The sequence below is a fragment of the Paraburkholderia sp. Ac-20347 genome (assembly GCF_017104805.1).
Taxonomy (GTDB): domain Bacteria; phylum Pseudomonadota; class Gammaproteobacteria; order Burkholderiales; family Burkholderiaceae; genus Paraburkholderia; species Paraburkholderia tropica.
In genome coordinates this window covers 20,926-36,326 of the sequence record NZ_JAAGPN010000073.1, presented here as the reverse complement: position 1 = coordinate 36,326, position 15,401 = coordinate 20,926, and the positions used below count along the sequence as shown (strand labels likewise).

The 15,401-nt window shown below is 65.3% G+C and carries 14 protein-coding genes; 4 read left to right on the top strand and 10 right to left on the bottom strand.

Translation table 11 applies throughout. The features are described from left to right. The 6 genes from G3N97_RS16355 to G3N97_RS16330 form a co-directional block, all read right to left on the bottom strand. Positions 1 to 699, bottom strand: a 699-nt coding sequence (locus G3N97_RS16355) for an ABC transporter ATP-binding protein (RefSeq protein ID WP_205994168.1), incomplete at its 3' end; no start/stop codon positions are given. A gap of 1 nt (position 700) precedes the next feature. Next, complete coding sequence (locus tag G3N97_RS16350) at positions 701 to 1,594, bottom strand: ABC transporter permease subunit (protein WP_205994167.1); 894 nt, start codon at positions 1,592 to 1,594, stop codon at positions 701 to 703. 23 nt (positions 1,595 to 1,617) lie between these two features. Beyond that, entirely contained in the window at positions 1,618 to 2,556 is a 939-nt protein-coding gene (locus tag G3N97_RS16345) for an ABC transporter permease subunit (RefSeq protein WP_205994166.1), read from the bottom strand. A 13-nt stretch (positions 2,557 to 2,569) separates the two neighbouring features. Next, entirely contained in the window at positions 2,570 to 4,204 is a 1,635-nt protein-coding gene (locus G3N97_RS16340; RefSeq protein WP_205994165.1) for a peptide ABC transporter substrate-binding protein, read from the bottom strand. A 395-nt stretch (positions 4,205 to 4,599) separates the two neighbouring features. After that, positions 4,600 to 5,493: a LysR family transcriptional regulator gene (locus G3N97_RS16335; RefSeq protein WP_205994164.1), complete on the bottom strand. Its 894-nt coding sequence runs from the start codon at positions 5,491 to 5,493 to the stop codon at positions 4,600 to 4,602. A 66-nt stretch (positions 5,494 to 5,559) separates the two neighbouring features. Next, a complete protein-coding gene (locus G3N97_RS16330; protein ID WP_205994163.1) occupies positions 5,560 to 6,201 on the bottom strand; it encodes a TetR/AcrR family transcriptional regulator in 642 nt (213 codons plus the stop codon). 221 nt (positions 6,202 to 6,422) lie between these two features. Here G3N97_RS16330 and G3N97_RS16325 point away from each other — a divergent pair, with 221 nt between their 5' ends. After that, complete coding sequence (locus tag G3N97_RS16325) at positions 6,423 to 7,529, top strand: NAD(P)/FAD-dependent oxidoreductase (RefSeq protein WP_205994162.1); 1,107 nt, start codon at positions 6,423 to 6,425, stop codon at positions 7,527 to 7,529. 33 nt (positions 7,530 to 7,562) lie between these two features. Here G3N97_RS16325 and G3N97_RS16320 read toward each other — a convergent pair whose 3' ends face one another. Continuing rightward, positions 7,563 to 8,138: a TetR/AcrR family transcriptional regulator gene (locus G3N97_RS16320; RefSeq protein ID WP_205994161.1), complete on the bottom strand. Its 576-nt coding sequence runs from the start codon at positions 8,136 to 8,138 to the stop codon at positions 7,563 to 7,565. Between the two features lie 74 nt (positions 8,139 to 8,212). Here G3N97_RS16320 and G3N97_RS16315 point away from each other — a divergent pair, with 74 nt between their 5' ends. Continuing rightward, positions 8,213 to 9,607, top strand: coding sequence for an MFS transporter (locus G3N97_RS16315; protein WP_346778071.1), 1,395 nt, complete (start codon positions 8,213 to 8,215; stop codon positions 9,605 to 9,607). 29 nt (positions 9,608 to 9,636) lie between these two features. Here the strand turns inward: G3N97_RS16315 and msrA are convergent, their stop codons facing one another. From msrA to msrB, 3 genes are all read right to left on the bottom strand, one after another. Continuing rightward, positions 9,637 to 10,356 carry a peptide-methionine (S)-S-oxide reductase MsrA gene (gene msrA, locus G3N97_RS16310; protein ID WP_205994171.1) on the bottom strand — a complete coding sequence of 240 codons (720 nt, stop codon included), beginning with the start codon at positions 10,354 to 10,356 and terminating at the stop codon, positions 9,637 to 9,639. 133 nt (positions 10,357 to 10,489) lie between these two features. After that, positions 10,490 to 12,307 carry a cytochrome c biogenesis protein DipZ gene (locus G3N97_RS16305; protein WP_205994159.1) on the bottom strand — a complete coding sequence of 606 codons (1,818 nt, stop codon included), beginning with the start codon at positions 12,305 to 12,307 and terminating at the stop codon, positions 10,490 to 10,492. A gap of 36 nt (positions 12,308 to 12,343) precedes the next feature. Further along, on the bottom strand, positions 12,344 to 12,880 hold the full coding sequence (msrB, locus tag G3N97_RS16300) for a peptide-methionine (R)-S-oxide reductase MsrB (RefSeq protein WP_205994158.1): 537 nt from the start codon (positions 12,878 to 12,880) through the stop codon (positions 12,344 to 12,346). A gap of 207 nt (positions 12,881 to 13,087) precedes the next feature. Between msrB and G3N97_RS16295 the strand changes: the two genes are divergently transcribed. Together G3N97_RS16295 and G3N97_RS16290 are read left to right on the top strand one after the other, a co-directional pair. Further along, positions 13,088 to 13,843 carry a response regulator transcription factor gene (locus tag G3N97_RS16295; RefSeq protein ID WP_205994157.1) on the top strand — a complete coding sequence of 252 codons (756 nt, stop codon included), beginning with the start codon at positions 13,088 to 13,090 and terminating at the stop codon, positions 13,841 to 13,843. After that, a complete protein-coding gene (locus G3N97_RS16290) occupies positions 13,840 to 15,339 on the top strand; it encodes a HAMP domain-containing sensor histidine kinase (protein WP_205994156.1) in 1,500 nt (499 codons plus the stop codon). The genes G3N97_RS16295 and G3N97_RS16290 overlap by 4 nt, the downstream gene beginning before the upstream one ends. Positions 15,340 to 15,401 lie beyond the last annotated feature (62 nt).

Sequence of the window (15,401 nt, the reverse complement as noted above, 5' to 3'; positions counted from 1 at the left end):
GACCGCGCGCCCGGCATACATCACCATGACGTCGTCGCAGAGTTCGGCGACGACGCCCATGTCGTGCGTGATCAGCAGAATGGCCGTGCCGCGCTCGCGATTCATCTCGCGCAACAGCGCCATGATTTGCGCCTGCACGGTCACGTCGAGCGCCGTGGTGGGTTCGTCGGCGATCAGCACGTCGGGCTCCATCATGAGCGCCGTGGCGATCAGCACGCGCTGGCGCATGCCGCCCGAAAACTCGTGCGGATAGAGGCCGATGCGGCGCGCGGCGTCGGGAATGCGCACGCGTTCGAGCGCTTCGATTGCCCGCGTGCGCGCCGCGCGGCGCGTGAGCTTGCGATGCCGTTGCAGCGCCTCGGTCATCTGCCGTTCGATCGTGAGGAACGGATTGAGCGAGGTCATCGGGTCCTGGAAGATCATCGCGATGCGGTCGCCGCGAATGCGGTTGAGCGCGCCAGACTTCATCGCGAGCAGGTCGTCGCCGCGAAAACGCGCGTGACCATGCGCGCGCCCGTTCGAGGCGAGCAGGCCGAGCATCGCCATGACGGTCTGGCTCTTGCCCGAGCCCGATTCGCCGACGATGCCGAGCGTGCCGCCCGCTTCGAGCGCAAACGAAACATCGTGGACGACCGTGAGCGGCGGCCCGTCGCGGCGCATGAAACGCACGCCGAGTTGTTCGACTTCGAGCAGCGCCATTTCAACGCTCCCGCGGGTCGAGCGCATCGCGCAGCCCGTCGCCGACGAAGTTCACGCAATAGAGCGTCGTGCACAGCAGCGCGGCGGGGCAGAGCAGCAGCCACGGCATGGCTTCGAGTTTCTGCGCGCCGTCCTCGATCAGCACGCCCCAGCTCGTCATCGGCTCCTGCACGCCGAGGCCGAGAAACGACAGCACCGACTCCGTGAGAATGATGGCGGGGACCGTGACCGTCGCATACACGGCAACGATGCCCGCGAGATTCGGCACGATATGCCGGACGATGATCGCGGCCGGCTTCACGCCGATGGCGCGCGCCGCGTCGACGAACTCGCGCGTGCGCAGCGAGAGCGTCTGGCCACGCACCACGCGCGCCATGTCGAGCCAAGAGAACGCGCTGATCGTGAGCACGACGAGCGAGAACGCGCGGCCAAACAGCGTGACCATCAGGATCGCGATCAGCATGTACGGGATCGCGTACATCATGTCGACGATGCGCATGAGGACGGCGTCCGTGCGTCCGCCGAGAAAGCCGGCCGTGGCGCCGACCAGCACGCCCGCGAGCGTCGACACCAGCGTGCCGAGCAGCCCGACTTCGAGCGAAACGCGTCCGCCGACGAGCGTGCGTGCGAGCAGATCGCGGCCGAGTTCGTCGGTGCCGAACCAGTGGCCGCCTTGCAGCGTGGGCGCGAGGCTGATGGCGCTCCAGTCGCTTTCGGTAGGCGAGTTCGTCAGCAGCAACGGGCCGATGAAACAGGCGAGCGCGATCAGCACGAGCAGCGCGAGACTCGCAAGCGCCGCGCGATGGCGCACGAAGCGCGCGAGCGCGGGCGGCAATGCGCACCGTGTCGGAGGGGGTTCGGCGGCGTGCGCGGGTGGCGTGGAAAGGGCATTCATGGCGTGAAAATAAACAGACGCAATCAGTAACGAATGCGCGGATCGAGCCACGCATACGCCAGATCGACGAGCAGGTTGAACAGCACGGCGCAGACCGTGGTGAGCACGACGAGGCCGAGCACGAGCGTGTAATCGCGATTGACCGCGCCGTTGACGACCAGTTGGCCGAGCCCCGGCAGCGCGAACACCGACTCGGTGACCACGGCGGCCGTGATCGACGAAATGCACACCGGGCCGAGCAGCGAGACCACTGGCATGAGCGCGGGGCGCAGCGCATGGCGCAGCACGATGGTGTGGCCGGGCAGACCCTTGGCGCGCGCGGTGCGGATAAAGTTGCCGGACAGCACTTCGATCAGGCTGCCGCGCATCACGCGCGCGATCGACGCCATGTTGACGACCACCAGCAGCGCGATGGGCAGCACGCGGTAATGCCACTCGCCGTCGCCCCAACCGCCGGCGGGCAGCAAGCCGCTGCCATCGTGCGATTTGATCAGGATGGCGAAACACAGCACGAGCGCCGGGCCGAGCACGAACGGCGGCACCACGTTGCCGAGATTGCCTAGCAGCATCACCGCGTGGTCGATCAGGCTGTTGCGGCGCACGGCGGCCAGCGCGCCCAGCGCCACGCCGAACAGCACGGCGAGCGGAATCGACACGCCGCCGACGCCGAGGCTGATCGGCAACGCCTTGCGCACGAGTTCGTTCACGGACCAGTCGGCGTAACGGAACGAACTGCCGAGGTCCCCCTGCAGCAGCGCGCCCAGATAGCGCAGATACTGCCGCCAGAGCGGTTCGTCGAGGTGATAGCGCGCGTTGAGATTCGCCAGCGCTGCGGCCGAAAGCGGCTTGTCGGTGTCGAACGGGCCGCCGGGCGTGCAATGCAGCAGCAGGAAGCAGGCGGTCACGACCGCGAGCACGGTGGGGACCGCCCAGAGCAGGCGGCGCAAGGTATAGGCGAACATGGCGAGGCGCGGATCAGTGCTTGAGGATGTACATGTCCTGCGTGGCGCGCTGGTCGACATAGTTCGTCAGCGAATAGCCCGCGACATAGGACTTCACGAGGCGCGCGTTCGCGTACTGGAACAGCGGCAGCAGCGGCGAGTCGGCCATCGCGCGATTGAAGGCGTCGGTGAGCATCGCTTCGCGCTTCGCGCCGTCGATTTGACGATTCGCCTGCGCGACTTCGGCGTCCACTTTCTGATTGCAGTAACGCTGATCGTTCTGCGGGCTGCCGCATTGAATCAGGCCGAAGTACGACATCGCGTCGTTGTAGTCGACGTACCAGCCGTCGCGCGCGATCTGATACGCCGCGTCGTGACGTTGCTTGAGCAGCACCTTGAATTCGAGGTTCTCGATCGTCGCGTTGACGCCGAGCTTCGTGCGCCACTCGCTCGTCGCGAACAGCGCGACCTTCTTGTGCATTTCGTTGGTGTTGTAGATGAGCTTGAAACTCAGCGGCTTCGCATCGGAATAGCCGGCCGCTTTCAGCAGATCGCGCGCGGTGTCGACGCGTTTCGCCATCGGCCATGCGGCCCAGTCGGGCGCATACGGTTGCGCGCCCTTCGTGCCGTTCACGATCAGACCATAGGCGGGACGCTCGCCGTTCTGCGTGATCTTCGCGGTGAGCAGGTCGCGGTCGAGCACCATCGACAGCGCCTGACGCACACGCGCGTCGCGCAGCGCGGGATCGGTGTTGTTGAGCGCGTAGTAATACGTGCCGATCTGCGTGCCGGCGCGCAGCTCGGGACCGAACTGCTTCTGGATCTGCGCGTACTGGCCGGACGGCAACTGATACGTCATGTCGATCTGGCCGGACTGGAACATGCGCATGGCGGTCTCGTCGCTCTCGATCGGCAGATACGTGACCTTCGAAATGGCCACGCGCGCGGCGTTCCAGTAGTGCGGATTCTTCATCAGCACGATGCGGTTGTTCGGTTGCCAGTCGGCGAGCACGTACGGACCGTTGCTCACGAGATTGCCGGGACGCGTCCAGCTCGCGCCGTACTTCGTGACGGTCGCGCGGTCGATGGGCGCCATGCTCGCACTGGCCGTCAGTTCGGGAAAGAAGGGCGCGGGCGCGTCGGTCTTGACTTCGAGCGTGGTCGCGTCGATCGCGCGCGCGCCGAGACTCGTCACGGGCGATTTGCCCGCGATGACGGCCTTCGCGTTCTGGAGGAATTCGATCGCGACGGTATAGACCGAGGCCGTTTTCGGATCGGCCATGCGCTGCCAGGCGTAGACGAAATCGGCGGCGGTCACCGGATGACCGTCGCTCCATTTCGCATCGCGGCGCAGCTTGAAAATCCACGTATCGGGCGTGGGATGCGTCCACGATTCGGCTACGCCCGGCACCACGTTGCCCGCCGCGTCGATGCGCGTGAGCCCTTCGTACACGTCGATGCCCACGAGATTCGCGCTGACCGATTCGATGCGCGCAGGATCGAGCGACTCGATTTCGGCGATCAGTTGCCGCGTGATTTCCTGTTTCTGCGCGAGCGCGGTTCCCGGCGGAATCGTGACGGCGAACGAGGTGTTGCTTTGCGCGACGGAGAACGTTGTGATTGCGGCGAACGCAGCGGCACGGAGGAAGAGTCGGGATGGGTGTCTCATTCGTTATCCTGATTAACTGTTCTTTGACATTGACGTGCCGATCGACCGCGTATCGTTCGATGACGCGAACTGCTTGACGCGTAAAAATTAGAGAATTAGCCTGCTCTGGCGAGCCGGGGGCGATTATTGAAATCGCGCCAGGGCTTGTCAATCCGGAGGGATGCGCCGCAAGAATCGGAGTTATCTGATAGTGGCGCGTTGGCGGCGTGTGCGCGGTGCGAGCGTGCGTGAGGCACGCGACTGCGTAAGCCGTTGATATTGAGTGACTTATTTTGCGCGATGCCAGCGGCGATCCGGGCGATGCCGCGCGCACTTTGCGCGATGGGTTACATGAGCGCGCCGCGCGATGTTTCGCGCCGTGACGGCGCGTTGCGTTTAATCAATCGCGCGAGCGCTCACATCGCGGCGGCGATCTGCTCGCGCAGCCAGCGATGCGCCGGATCGCGATGCACGCGCTCGTGCCACAGCATGCACATCTCATAACCGGGCACCTCGACGGGCGCTTCGACAAGCCGCAGCGCCGGATTGCCGCGCACGAGCCGCCACGGCAGCATCGCGACCAGATCGGTCTGGGAGATCGCGGCGATCACGAACAGGAAATGCGGCACGGAGAGCACCACGCGGCGCGCGAGTCCCGCTTGCGCGAGCGCTTCGTCGGTGACGCCGCGAAAGCCGCCGCCGTCCGGCGAGACGATCACGTGTTCGAGTTCGCAGAACTGCTTCGCGCTCGGGCGGCGCTTCAGACGCGGATGCCCGGCGCGCCCGGCCAGCACGTAGCGCTCCTTGAACAGCAGTTTCTGGCGCAGCGTGTCGGGCGCGTCGCTGACGATATGCATCGCGAGATCGATCTCGCCCTGTTCGGCGGCTCTCGCGAGATTCGCGGGCGGCAGTTCGATTACGGCGAGGCGCGTATGCGGCGCGGTCGCGCGCAGCGCGTTGAGCGCGGGCAGCACGATGGTCGATTCGCCGTAGTCGGTGGCGGACACGCGCCAGGTGTGCTGCGCCGCCGACGGATCGAACGGACCTTCAGGCGCGACCGCGCGCTCCAGCGCGTCGAGCGCTTCACGCAGCGGTTCGCGCAAGGACTCGGAGCGTGCGGTCGGGCGCATGCCGCGTGGGCCGGGCAGCAGCAGCGGGTCGCCGAGCAGGTCGCGCAGACGCGCCAGTTGCACGCTCACGGCGGGCTGCGAAAAGGCGAGCCGTTCGGCCGCGCGCGTGACGTTGAGTTCGTCGAGCAGCACGTCGAGCGTGACCAGCAGATTCAGATCGAGACGACGGAGATTATTCACGGTAATACCTGCCTTTGCCGATATTGTTCTGCAATATAGCAGGGCGGGTCCGCTTCCCGTCCGGCATCAACGCGGCGCAGGATCGTCATCGACACGCAGATAGCCCCAGACGGCTCGCTCTATCCGCACGATGAGCGCATCGGCGTCGTCTTCGCCGTGCTGTCCGGCGGCGTCCACCATCCCGTGAACGATCGCGAAGAGATCCTGGGGCAGACGCGGTTCGCGCGCGAGACGCGCTTCGCCCAGCGCTCGCCCGAGGATCGACATCAACAGCGCGTGCAGCGGTTGTGCGCTCTGGCGAGGCGGCAGGCGCGCTTCTTCGGCATCGAGCAGGCGGGCGAGCGCCGGGCGCTGCAACTGATGCTCGACGGCGATCCTCAACAATTCCCGCAGCAGGCCGATACCCGAAGGTCGATCGAGCAAGGTCTTCAGGCGCTCGCCGAGTGCGCTGTCCTCGCGTTCGATGAGTGCCTGCGTGAGCGCCGCCTTGTTCGGAAAGTACTGATAAAGCGAGCCGATGCTGGCGCCCGCGCGCTCGGCGATGGCGTTGGTCGTGTAGGCCTTGAAACCTTCAGTTTCCAGAATCTGCGCGGCGGCTTCGAGTATCGCGGAGACGGTTGCGTTTGCCCGCGGCTGTAGCGGCAGTTTGCGCGGCGACCTCGATGCAGCGGTTTTCTTCGCGGTAGGCGGTGTTTTTGTCTGACGCATGGTGCTCGGCCGATGAAGACAGCGCACAAATGTGAGCCCGCTCGCGGGGCTCGGTCCCGGACCGTCGAATTTCGGCTGCTTTGCCCCGCCGGTCAAGGGTGTAGTGGTTTCGTAAGTCGCGCAACGATGCGAGTTTCCAATGTGAGCGATCGCTCATAACCTAGACCTCATCTTTTCACGAAACACGGCTGTCGCGGAACTCACTCACGGAGCGAATTATCATGCGCGTCATCATCGCAGGCGGCGGAATTGTCGGACTGACTTCGGGTATCGCGTTCAAATCGATTGGCTGGGATGTGCTGGTCTGCGAGCAGGCGTCGGAGATTCGCGCGGCGGGCGCGGCTATCGGCTTGTGGCGCAACGCGCTCGATGTGTTTGCGCGATTCGGCGTGGGCGACTCGATCCAGTCGATCGGCACGACGGTCGAGACGTGGTTCTACGATGCGAGCGGCGAGCCGCACAGGGCGCACGGCTTTGATCCCGTCGATCACACTTTTCTGCTCGTGCCGCGTCCCGAACTGAATCGCCGGCTTGCGGCGGCGGTCGGTGTCGACAACATCCGCCTCGATACCAAAGTGGTCGCGTTTTCCGAAGCGGAGGATCACGTCAGCGTGACCTTCGACGACGGCAGCGTCGAACACGCGGATCTTCTGCTCGGCGCCGATGGTGCGTATTCCGCCGTGCGCGCGCAACTGGTGCCCGGATATCCCGCGCAGGCTCATGCGGGGCACCACGTATGGCGCGGCATGGTCGCAGCAGGCGACGAACCCGCTGCGGGCACCGTGCTGACCGTGGGTCATCGGCGCGTGCGGGGCGGCTTCACGCGAACCTACGGCGATCAGGTCGTGTGGATGGTCAACCAGTTCGACAGCGCGCCGCCCACCGGCACGAAGAAGGAAGAAGCCTTGCGCCGCGCTGCGCTGATGAACGACACGGGCTGGAACGACGCGCTCATTGCGCTGATCGAGCGCACGCCGGACGCGCAGATCCTGCATAACCCGATCATGTTCGTGCCGCCGCTGCCGCGCTGGACGTCGTCGCGTGTTGCGCTGATCGGCGATGCCGCGCATGCGCTATCGCCGCATATTTCGGCGGGCGGAACGCTTGGCGTCGAGGACATTCAGGTGTTGATCGATGCGCTGCAACGTCATGGGGATCTGCATGCCGCGTTGCAGGCGTACGAAAGCAATCGCATTGCGCACTATGCCTGCGTGCGCGAACTGGCGTACGCCGTGGAAATGTCGGAGGGCGCCAGCGGGTATGCGCTGGAATATGCGCGTTTCAGTCACTGGATGCTGAACGAGGGCTATCAGGCGTCGCGTCAGTGAGATGAGGGCAAGCGCCCGGACGGCCCGGTTCGCTCAATCGGATCCTTCAGGGCGACGCGTCAGCAAGGAGACCATGCCTTCGATGGCCTGCTCGTACGGCGCCGTCGAGTTGGCGGCTCGCGCCAGCACATAGCCGCCCTGGCGCACAGCGAGAACGGTGGCCGCCAGAGCCTGGGAATCGAGTCCCGGCGGCAGGTGGCCGCGAGCCTGGGCTTCGTGCAGCAAGTCGGCCAGACGCGCGGTAATCCACGCGAACGTCTCTTCGAGCGGCTTGCGCAATGTGTCGTCGGCCACGATATCCGGGTCGGCGGCCAGTCGGCCGATCCGGCACCCCTTCAGGATGTCGCGTTCGAGCCGGAGGTAGGTCAGCACGCGTTCCAGCGGCTCGCCCGGGCCGTCCAGAATCTGCCGGACTTCCTCGATCAGTTCCGCCGCGGAGCGCTCTTCCGCCGCCAGCGCCAGCTCCGCTTTGCTGCGGAAGTGGTGGTACATGCTGCCTTGCCCGACGCCGGCGCCGTCCTGGATGGCGCGCGGGCTCGTGCCCACGTAGCCGCGTTCCCATAAAAGGGCCTGGGTCGTCTCGATCAGTTTGTCGATGGATGTGCTCATGAAATGATTGTACCAACTAGTATGTCTCGTGCTACATTAAAAACATACTAGTTGGTACAACCGGAGTTTTCACCATGCCACTGTCCATTTCATCCGGTCGCGCAGCGCACACCGGCCCGGCTGGTCGAGCGGATCAAGCAGGCAATAGCGTCTGGGCGTTGGCCGCGATCTGCGCCGCGATGTTCATGGTGACGCTCGACGGCGTGGCGTTGAACCTCGCTTTACCGAGCATCCAGCGGCAGTTCCACGGCACGCTCTCGCAACTGGAATGGGTCGTGACCGCTTACACCTTGCCGCTGGCGAGCCTGCTCCTGACGACCGGCGCACTCGGTGACCGCTGGGGCGCCCGGCGTCTGTTCATCGGCTCGATCCTCGCCTTTGCGTTCACCTCGTTGTGCTGCGCGCTCAGCCCGTCGCTGCATGGGTTGATTGTTTGCCGCATCCTGCAAGGCATTGCGGCGGCCGGACTGCTGCCGATGGTGCTTTCGCTGGTGGCCAAGAGTTGGCCGGACAAAGCCTCGCGCGCCCGCGTCGTCAACACGCTGGCCACCACCGGCGGCATGGCGATGGTCATCGGTCCGTTCGGCGGCGGGCTGATGACGCAAGTGTTCGGCTGGCCGTCGATCTTCCTGATCAATCTGCCGATCGGCCTGCTGGGCGCGTGGTTCGCCTACCGCCATCTGCGCGAAACGCCGCGTCGCGTGCATCCGCTGGATTTGCCGGGTGTCGGCGTCGGTTCGCTGGCGTTGACGGCGCTCATGGCGGGTCTCATCGAAAGCAACACGCTGGGCCGGACACATCCGCTGGTGCTGACGCTCGTCGCGGCGGGCGTGCTTGGGCTGATCGCGTTCATTCGTATCGAGCAGCGCGTCGAGCATCCGATGCTGCCGCTCGCAATCTTTCGCAACCGAACCTTCAGCGCGGCGGCGGCGGGCGGTTTCGCGTTCCAGTTCAGTTGTTACGGCTTGCTGTTCATGCTGGCGCTGTTCGTGCAGCGAAGCTGGAAAGTCACGCCGCTGCACGCCGGCACGCTGCAATTGCCGTTCGCCATCGCCCTGATACTGACCACGATGGTGCTCAATCCCCGGCTGCTCCAGCGCGGGCCTCGCTGGATGCTCTGGATGGGCGCGGTCTGGGCTTTGCTCGGTGGTGTCATCGCCCTGTGGATTTCGACGCCGGCGACCTGGCCGATCTTTGTACTAGGCACCGTGCTGATCGCGATCGGGACCGGCATCTATTCGCCGACGTTGAACGTCGTGGCCACGACGTCGGTCGATCCCGCGTATGCGGGGTTGGCCTCCGGGGTCTACAACACGTCGCGGCAAATCGGCATGGCAATGGGCATCGCGATCCTGGGTTCCCTGGTCGGCGGCGCGATGCCCGAATTGATCGGACTGCGAATCGGCATCATGCTGATCATCGCCTGCATGGTTGGCGTCGTCGTGCTGGCGCTGCGTTATATCGACTGATGAAAGCCGGATTGCTGTCGATCGCCTGGTCACGACGACTTTCCATTCGCCGCCGTCTGAAACAAGACCGGCTTGGTCTTGTACAGCGTGGGGAAAAGGTTCTTCAAGGCGTCGACCTTGGGCATGTCGTTGATCGCGATGTACGGATAATCGGGATGCAGGGCGAGGAAGTTCTGATGATAGTTCTCGGCCGGATAAAAACCCTTGAAGGTCTCGACACGCGTCACGATCGGTCCCGTGAACATATGCGCGCCCTGTAATTGCGCGATATAAGCCTGCGCCACGGTGCGCTGTTGCGCGTTCACCGGAAATATCGCCGAGCGGTACTGGGTGCCGTGGTCGGGGCCCTGATAGTCGAGTTCGGTCGGATTGTGCGCGACCGAGAAGAAAATCTGCAGGATTTTCCCGTAGCTGATCACGGTGGGATCGAACGTGATCGACACCGATTCCGCGTGTCCCGTATCGCCGTCGCTCACGCGTTCGTATTGCGCCGTGTCGGCCGCGCCGCCCGTGTAGCCGGACGCCACCTGCGTGACGCCGCGCACGTGTTCGAACACGCCCTGGACGCCCCAGAAGCAGCCGCCCGCCACCACGGCGGTTTCCGAATGCGCGTTGTTCGCATGCTCGTCCTGAAGCGGCGCGGGAATCGCGACCGCCCGTTCGTCGGAGTGAGCGCTGCGCTGCCAGAGCGCGACGGCGGCGGCGACGATCGCCAGCGCGCCGAAGCGTGCGATTTTGCCGGATTGCATGAAGAGTGCATTCACGATGTCATCCTTGTAGTCGAGACTCAAGACAAGTGCGTTCTGCCGGACTCAGCCGGACTCAGCCGGACTCAGCCGGACTCAGCCGGACTCAGCCGAACTCAGCCGAACTCAGCCGAACTCAGCCGAACGTAAAGGCAAACGCCTGAACGCCCGGATCGAGAAACTGGATCGCGAAGGTGTGATCCGCGACGTCGCCGGGCTGGCGAATCAGTTGATAGAGGCGCTGGCCGGTGACCGTGCCCGTACCGTCGGCTGTCACGTCGGTGCCGTGCGCGTCGCCGGGCGCCTTGCCGTCGACCGTCACGCGAAAACGCACCGGCTTGCCGTCCGGGCCGGGGCCCAGAACCAGATGCAGGTCGCGTGCATGGAAGCGGTAGACGATCGCGCCGCCGGACGTGGCGAGCGTCGCGTGTTCCGCGCCCACGCTCCATTCGCCACGCAATCCCCACTGGTTCAGTTCGGGATTCGACGGTGCGCCATAGTCGTGGGCGCGATCCTGCACGACGCCGCCCGGCGAAGCGAAGCCTTCGGCGCGCTCGAAGCCGACGTAGGTTTCGGGCGAGCGCATATCGGCGTTGTCGGCCTGACGCTGGACGCCGTGCTCTGCTGCGCCGTCGAGGCCGATCGGGACGCTCGCCGCATCCGCGTGGCCCGCTTCCACGAGCAGTTGCTGAATGACGCGCTCGGACTGGTCATATTCGCCTTCGCCAAAGTGCTCGTAGCGAATCCGCCCCTGGGCGTCGGCAAAATAGTGCGCGGGCCAGTACTGGTTGTCGAACGCGCGCCAGATTGCGTAGTCGTTGTCGATGGCGACGGGATAATCGACGCCGAGGTCGTGAACGGCCTTGCGCACGTTGTCGATGTTGCGTTCGAAGGCGAACTCGGGCGCATGCACGCCGATCACCACGAGACCTTTGTCGCGATACTTGCTCGCCCACGCCTTGACGTAAGGCAGCGAGCGCAGGCAGTTGATGCACGAGTACGTCCAGAAGTCGACGATCACGACCTTGCCCCGCAGCGCCTGCGCGCTCAGCGGCGGCGAATTCAGCCATTGCACGGCACCCGTCAGAGGCGGCAGCTGGCCGAGCACGGGCAGGGCGGGCGTCGTCGCGGGCCGCAGGGTTTCGGACGCGCGCATCATGGCGCCGCCGGTCGCCGTCATCGTGTTTGTTGCCGCACTGGGTGCGCCGGTCATGGCCATCGCAGGCGTGCGTGACGGTGCAAACGTGTCGACGAGACGTTGTTCCAGACCGCCCGTCGCGACCGTCGAAATGCGCGTGAGGACGCCCGTGTCCAGGCCGAGCGCGATGGCCGCCACACCGGCGAGCATCGCCGCGCCGATGCCGCGCCGGATCCACTCGCCCGCGCCCAGCGAGCGCTTCATCGCTGCGAAAACGCGCCCGCCGAGCAGCAGCGCGACGGCGAGCGAAGTCGCCGCGCCAGCCGCATAGGCCAGCAGCAGAAACGTCGTGCCGATGCTCGCGCCTTTCAAGGCCGCGCCGGTCAGCACGAGGCCGAGAATCGGACCGGCGCACGGCGCCCACAGCAGCCCCGTGGCGACGCCGAGCAGGAACGACGAGCCGATCCCCCGCGTCCCGTCTTGTTGCGCCGCGTTGGTGAGGCGGTTGCCCGCGCTGACAATCGGCTGCATGACGCGATCGGCGAAGCGGGGCAGCAGCAGCGTGAGGCCGAATACCGCGAGCAGCGCGATGGCGAGCCAGCGGCCGTACTGATTGGCCTGCGCGACCCAGCCGCCGCCGACCGCGGCGAACGTGGCGACCACCGCGAAGGTGGCGGCCATGCCGCCGAGCAGCGGCAAGCCCGAGCGCACGAAGGGTTGATCTGCGCGCGCGAAGACGAAGGGCAGCACGGGCAGGATGCACGGGCTCAGGATCGTGAGCACGCCGCCGAGATACGCGAGGACGATGAGTAACATGATGGTGTCGGAAAAGACGATGCGGGTTCGGAAGGTTCAGGCCGTGCCGGGCTTGAAGTTCATGGCGACGCCGTTCATGCAGTAGCGCAGGCCGGTCGGCTTCGGGCCGTCGTCGAAGACATGACCGAGGTGACCGCCGCAGTGCGCGCAACGCACTTCGGTGCGGACCATGCCGAACGACAGATCCTGATGCTCGACCACCGCGTGCGGAATCGGCGCATAGAAGCTCGGCCAGCCCGTGCCGCTGTCGAATTTCGTTTTCGAGTCGAAGAGATTCGTCGCGCAACCCGCGCAGGCGAAGAGGCCGGCGCGGTGCTCGTCGTTGAGCGGGCTCGTGAACGGGCGTTCGGTCCCCGCATTTCTGAGCACGTCGTACTGGGCGGGCGTGAGCAGCTTGCGCCATTCGGCGTCGCTGTGGGCCACGGCGAAATGTTCGGCGGGCCGGGGCGCCGCGCTCATGGCCGCAGCCGCGTCGCCGCCCGGCTGGGCCGCCTTCACGCGCCACTGGCCGAGGGCGGCCATGACGGCTAGCGCGCCGCTACCCGATAACAGCATCCTTCTGCGGATATTCATCGTGCTCTCCTTGTGCGATGCACCGCCGTTCAGGCGTCCGGCGATACGCATCCTTTACACAAAGCATAGGCAGCGGCCGATATCGAAGTCCTCACGGAAAGTAAAATTAATTGTGATAACTCCGTGCGCGAATTTCTGCACAATGATGTTTTCTCATTGCGCTTCTACCTGGCGGCGCTGCGCCTTATCGAGCGAGTCGAACGACACATGGATCGGACCAAACGCGTGCTCATCGTCGAAGATGACGCGGATATCGCCAACGTGCTCATGCTGCATCTGCGCGACGAACACTACGAGGTCGTGCATAGCGCTGATGGCGCGCAAGGGCTGCGCCTGCTCGAACAGGGCGGCTGGGACGCGCTGATTCTCGATCTGATGCTGCCGGGCGTGGACGGCCTGGAAATCTGCCGGCGCGCGCGGGCCATGACGCGCTACACGCCCATCATCATCACGAGCGCGCGTTCGAGCGAAGTGCACCGCATTCTCGGACTCGAACTCGGCGCCGACGATTACCTCGCGAAGCCGTTTTCGGTGCTCGAACTCGTCGCGCGCGTGAAGGCCTTGCTGCGGCGCGTGGAGGCGATGGCGAAGGATCTGAGGCTCGAAGGCGGGACGCTGATGCTGGGCGGTTTTTCGATCGATCCGGTCACGCGCGAAGCGCAGGTCGACGGCAAACGCATCGAGCTGACGCCGCGCGAATTCGACCTGCTTTATCACTTCGCGCGCCATCCCGGCAAGGTGTTCTCGCGCATGGAACTGCTCAACGCGGTCTGGGGCTATCAGCACGAAGGCTACGAGCACACGGTCAACACGCACATCAACCGCTTGCGCACCAAGATCGAAGCCGATCCGGCGCAGCCGGCGCGACTCCTGACCGTCTGGGGACGCGGCTATAAATTCGATCCGCTCGGGGCGGCGGGCAACGCCGCGCCGCGCGACGATCAGCAAGGAGGCGCGTCGTGAGACTTTCGCTGACACAGCGTGTATCCATCGTGTTTTCGGTGTTGTTGCTCGCGTGTTGCGGCGCGTCGGCGTGGTTGCAGATTCGGGCATCGGATCTGCACGATCAGGAGGTCATCCAGGCGCTTTCGCACGACCTCGCCTCGCACATCGCGCGTAACTCGGCGCTCATGGGCGCGGACGGCCCCAGACCGGCCGCGCTGCGCACCTTGTTCGGACAACTGATGGCGGTGAATCCGAGCGTCGAAGTCTATCTGCTCGATGCAAACGGGCGCATCACCGGAGACGACGCGCCGCCAGGACATATCCGTCGCACGCAGGTCGATCTGCAGCCGGTGCGGCGCTTTCTGGCCAACGAACCCTTGCCCATTCTCGGCGACGATCCGCGCAGCAACGACGCCCGCAAGGTGTTCAGCGTCGCCATGGTGCCCGGCGCGGACGGCCACCCGGCGGGCTATATCTACGTCGTGCTGATTGGCGAGGCGCGCGACGCGCTGGCTTCGCGGCTTGCGCAAAGCACGGTGCTGCGCACGACGCTCGGGTTGATGGCCGTGGTCGCCTCGCTCGGCCTCGTCGCCGGTCTGATCGCGTTCGGTCTGGTCACGCGTCCCTTGCGGCGTCTGACTGAAGCCGTAGGCCGCTTCGACGCCTCGATTCGCGCCGGATCGGAACCGGCGCGGCTCGCGCTCAGCCGTTCGGCGGCGCACACGGATACGCGCGACGAGATCGCCATTCTCGAACGCACGTTCGCCGAGATGGCCGATCGCATCGGACTGCAGTGGCGCGAACTCAAACGGCAGGATCAGGAGCGGCGCGAACTCTTCGCGACTATTTCGCACGATCTGCGTACGCCGTTGACCTCGCTGCACGGCTATCTCGAGACCTTGTCCTTGAAGGACGAAAGCCTGGAGCGCGGCGAACGTCGTCGCTATCTGGCGGTCGCGCTCGCGCAGAGCGCGAAAGTGGGGCGTCTCGCACAATCGCTGTTCGAGCTGGCGCGGCTCGAACATGAGAACGTGGAACTGACGCTCGAAACCTTTCCGCTTGCGGACGTCGTGCAGGACGTGTTCCAGAAGTTCGAGCTGGCGGCGCAGTCCCGGCAGATCCGTCTGCGGGCGGATATACCCGCGCGCTTGCCGGCGGTTTGCGCGGATCTGGGCATGATCGAGCGCGTGTTGACCAATCTGCTCGACAACGCGATCCGCCATACGCCCGAAGGCGGCGAGGTCAGCGTCGAACTGGCGGGTGAGGGCAACAGGGTGAGCGTCGTGGTCAGCGACACCGGGCCGGGAATCGCGCCCGAGCTACGCGCGAATCTGTTCCGGCGCGCGTTCAGTTCCGGCGATGTGCGCCGCCAGGGCGGTCTGGGATTGTTGATCGTGCAACGGATGCTGCAACTGCATGGCAGCCGCATCGAACTGCTCGAACGCGAGCCGCGCGGCGCGACGTTCCGTTTCGAGCTGGATGCCGTAGCTGCGCGGGTAGCGCTCAAGGCGTGAGCGAACGGGCGGTCTCTGCCGGGATGCCCAGGATGAATCGTTACAATGCTGCGACGAGCTTC

Excerpts from the sequence above, each read along its gene's own strand:
- G3N97_RS16345 (WP_205994166.1), bottom strand. The coding sequence starts at position 2,556 with ATGTTCGCCTATACCTTGCGCCGCCTGCTCTGGGCGGTCCCCACCGTG.
- G3N97_RS16320 (WP_205994161.1), bottom strand. The coding sequence starts at position 8,138 with ATGAGCACATCCATCGACAAACTGATCGAGACGACCCAGGCCCTTTTA.
- G3N97_RS16350 (WP_205994167.1), bottom strand. The coding sequence starts at position 1,594 with ATGAATGCCCTTTCCACGCCACCCGCGCACGCCGCCGAACCCCCTCCG.
- G3N97_RS16315 (WP_346778071.1), top strand. The coding sequence starts at position 8,213 with ATGCCACTGTCCATTTCATCCGGTCGCGCAGCGCACACCGGCCCGGCT.
- G3N97_RS16305 (WP_205994159.1), bottom strand. The coding sequence starts at position 12,307 with ATGTTACTCATCGTCCTCGCGTATCTCGGCGGCGTGCTCACGATCCTG.
- msrB (WP_205994158.1), bottom strand. The coding sequence starts at position 12,880 with ATGAATATCCGCAGAAGGATGCTGTTATCGGGTAGCGGCGCGCTAGCC.
- msrA (WP_205994171.1), bottom strand. The coding sequence starts at position 10,356 with ATGCAATCCGGCAAAATCGCACGCTTCGGCGCGCTGGCGATCGTCGCC.
- G3N97_RS16325 (WP_205994162.1), top strand. The coding sequence starts at position 6,423 with ATGCGCGTCATCATCGCAGGCGGCGGAATTGTCGGACTGACTTCGGGT.
- G3N97_RS16330 (WP_205994163.1), bottom strand. The coding sequence starts at position 6,201 with ATGCGTCAGACAAAAACACCGCCTACCGCGAAGAAAACCGCTGCATCG.
- G3N97_RS16340 (WP_205994165.1), bottom strand. The coding sequence starts at position 4,204 with ATGAGACACCCATCCCGACTCTTCCTCCGTGCCGCTGCGTTCGCCGCA.
- G3N97_RS16295 (WP_205994157.1), top strand. The coding sequence starts at position 13,088 with ATGGATCGGACCAAACGCGTGCTCATCGTCGAAGATGACGCGGATATC.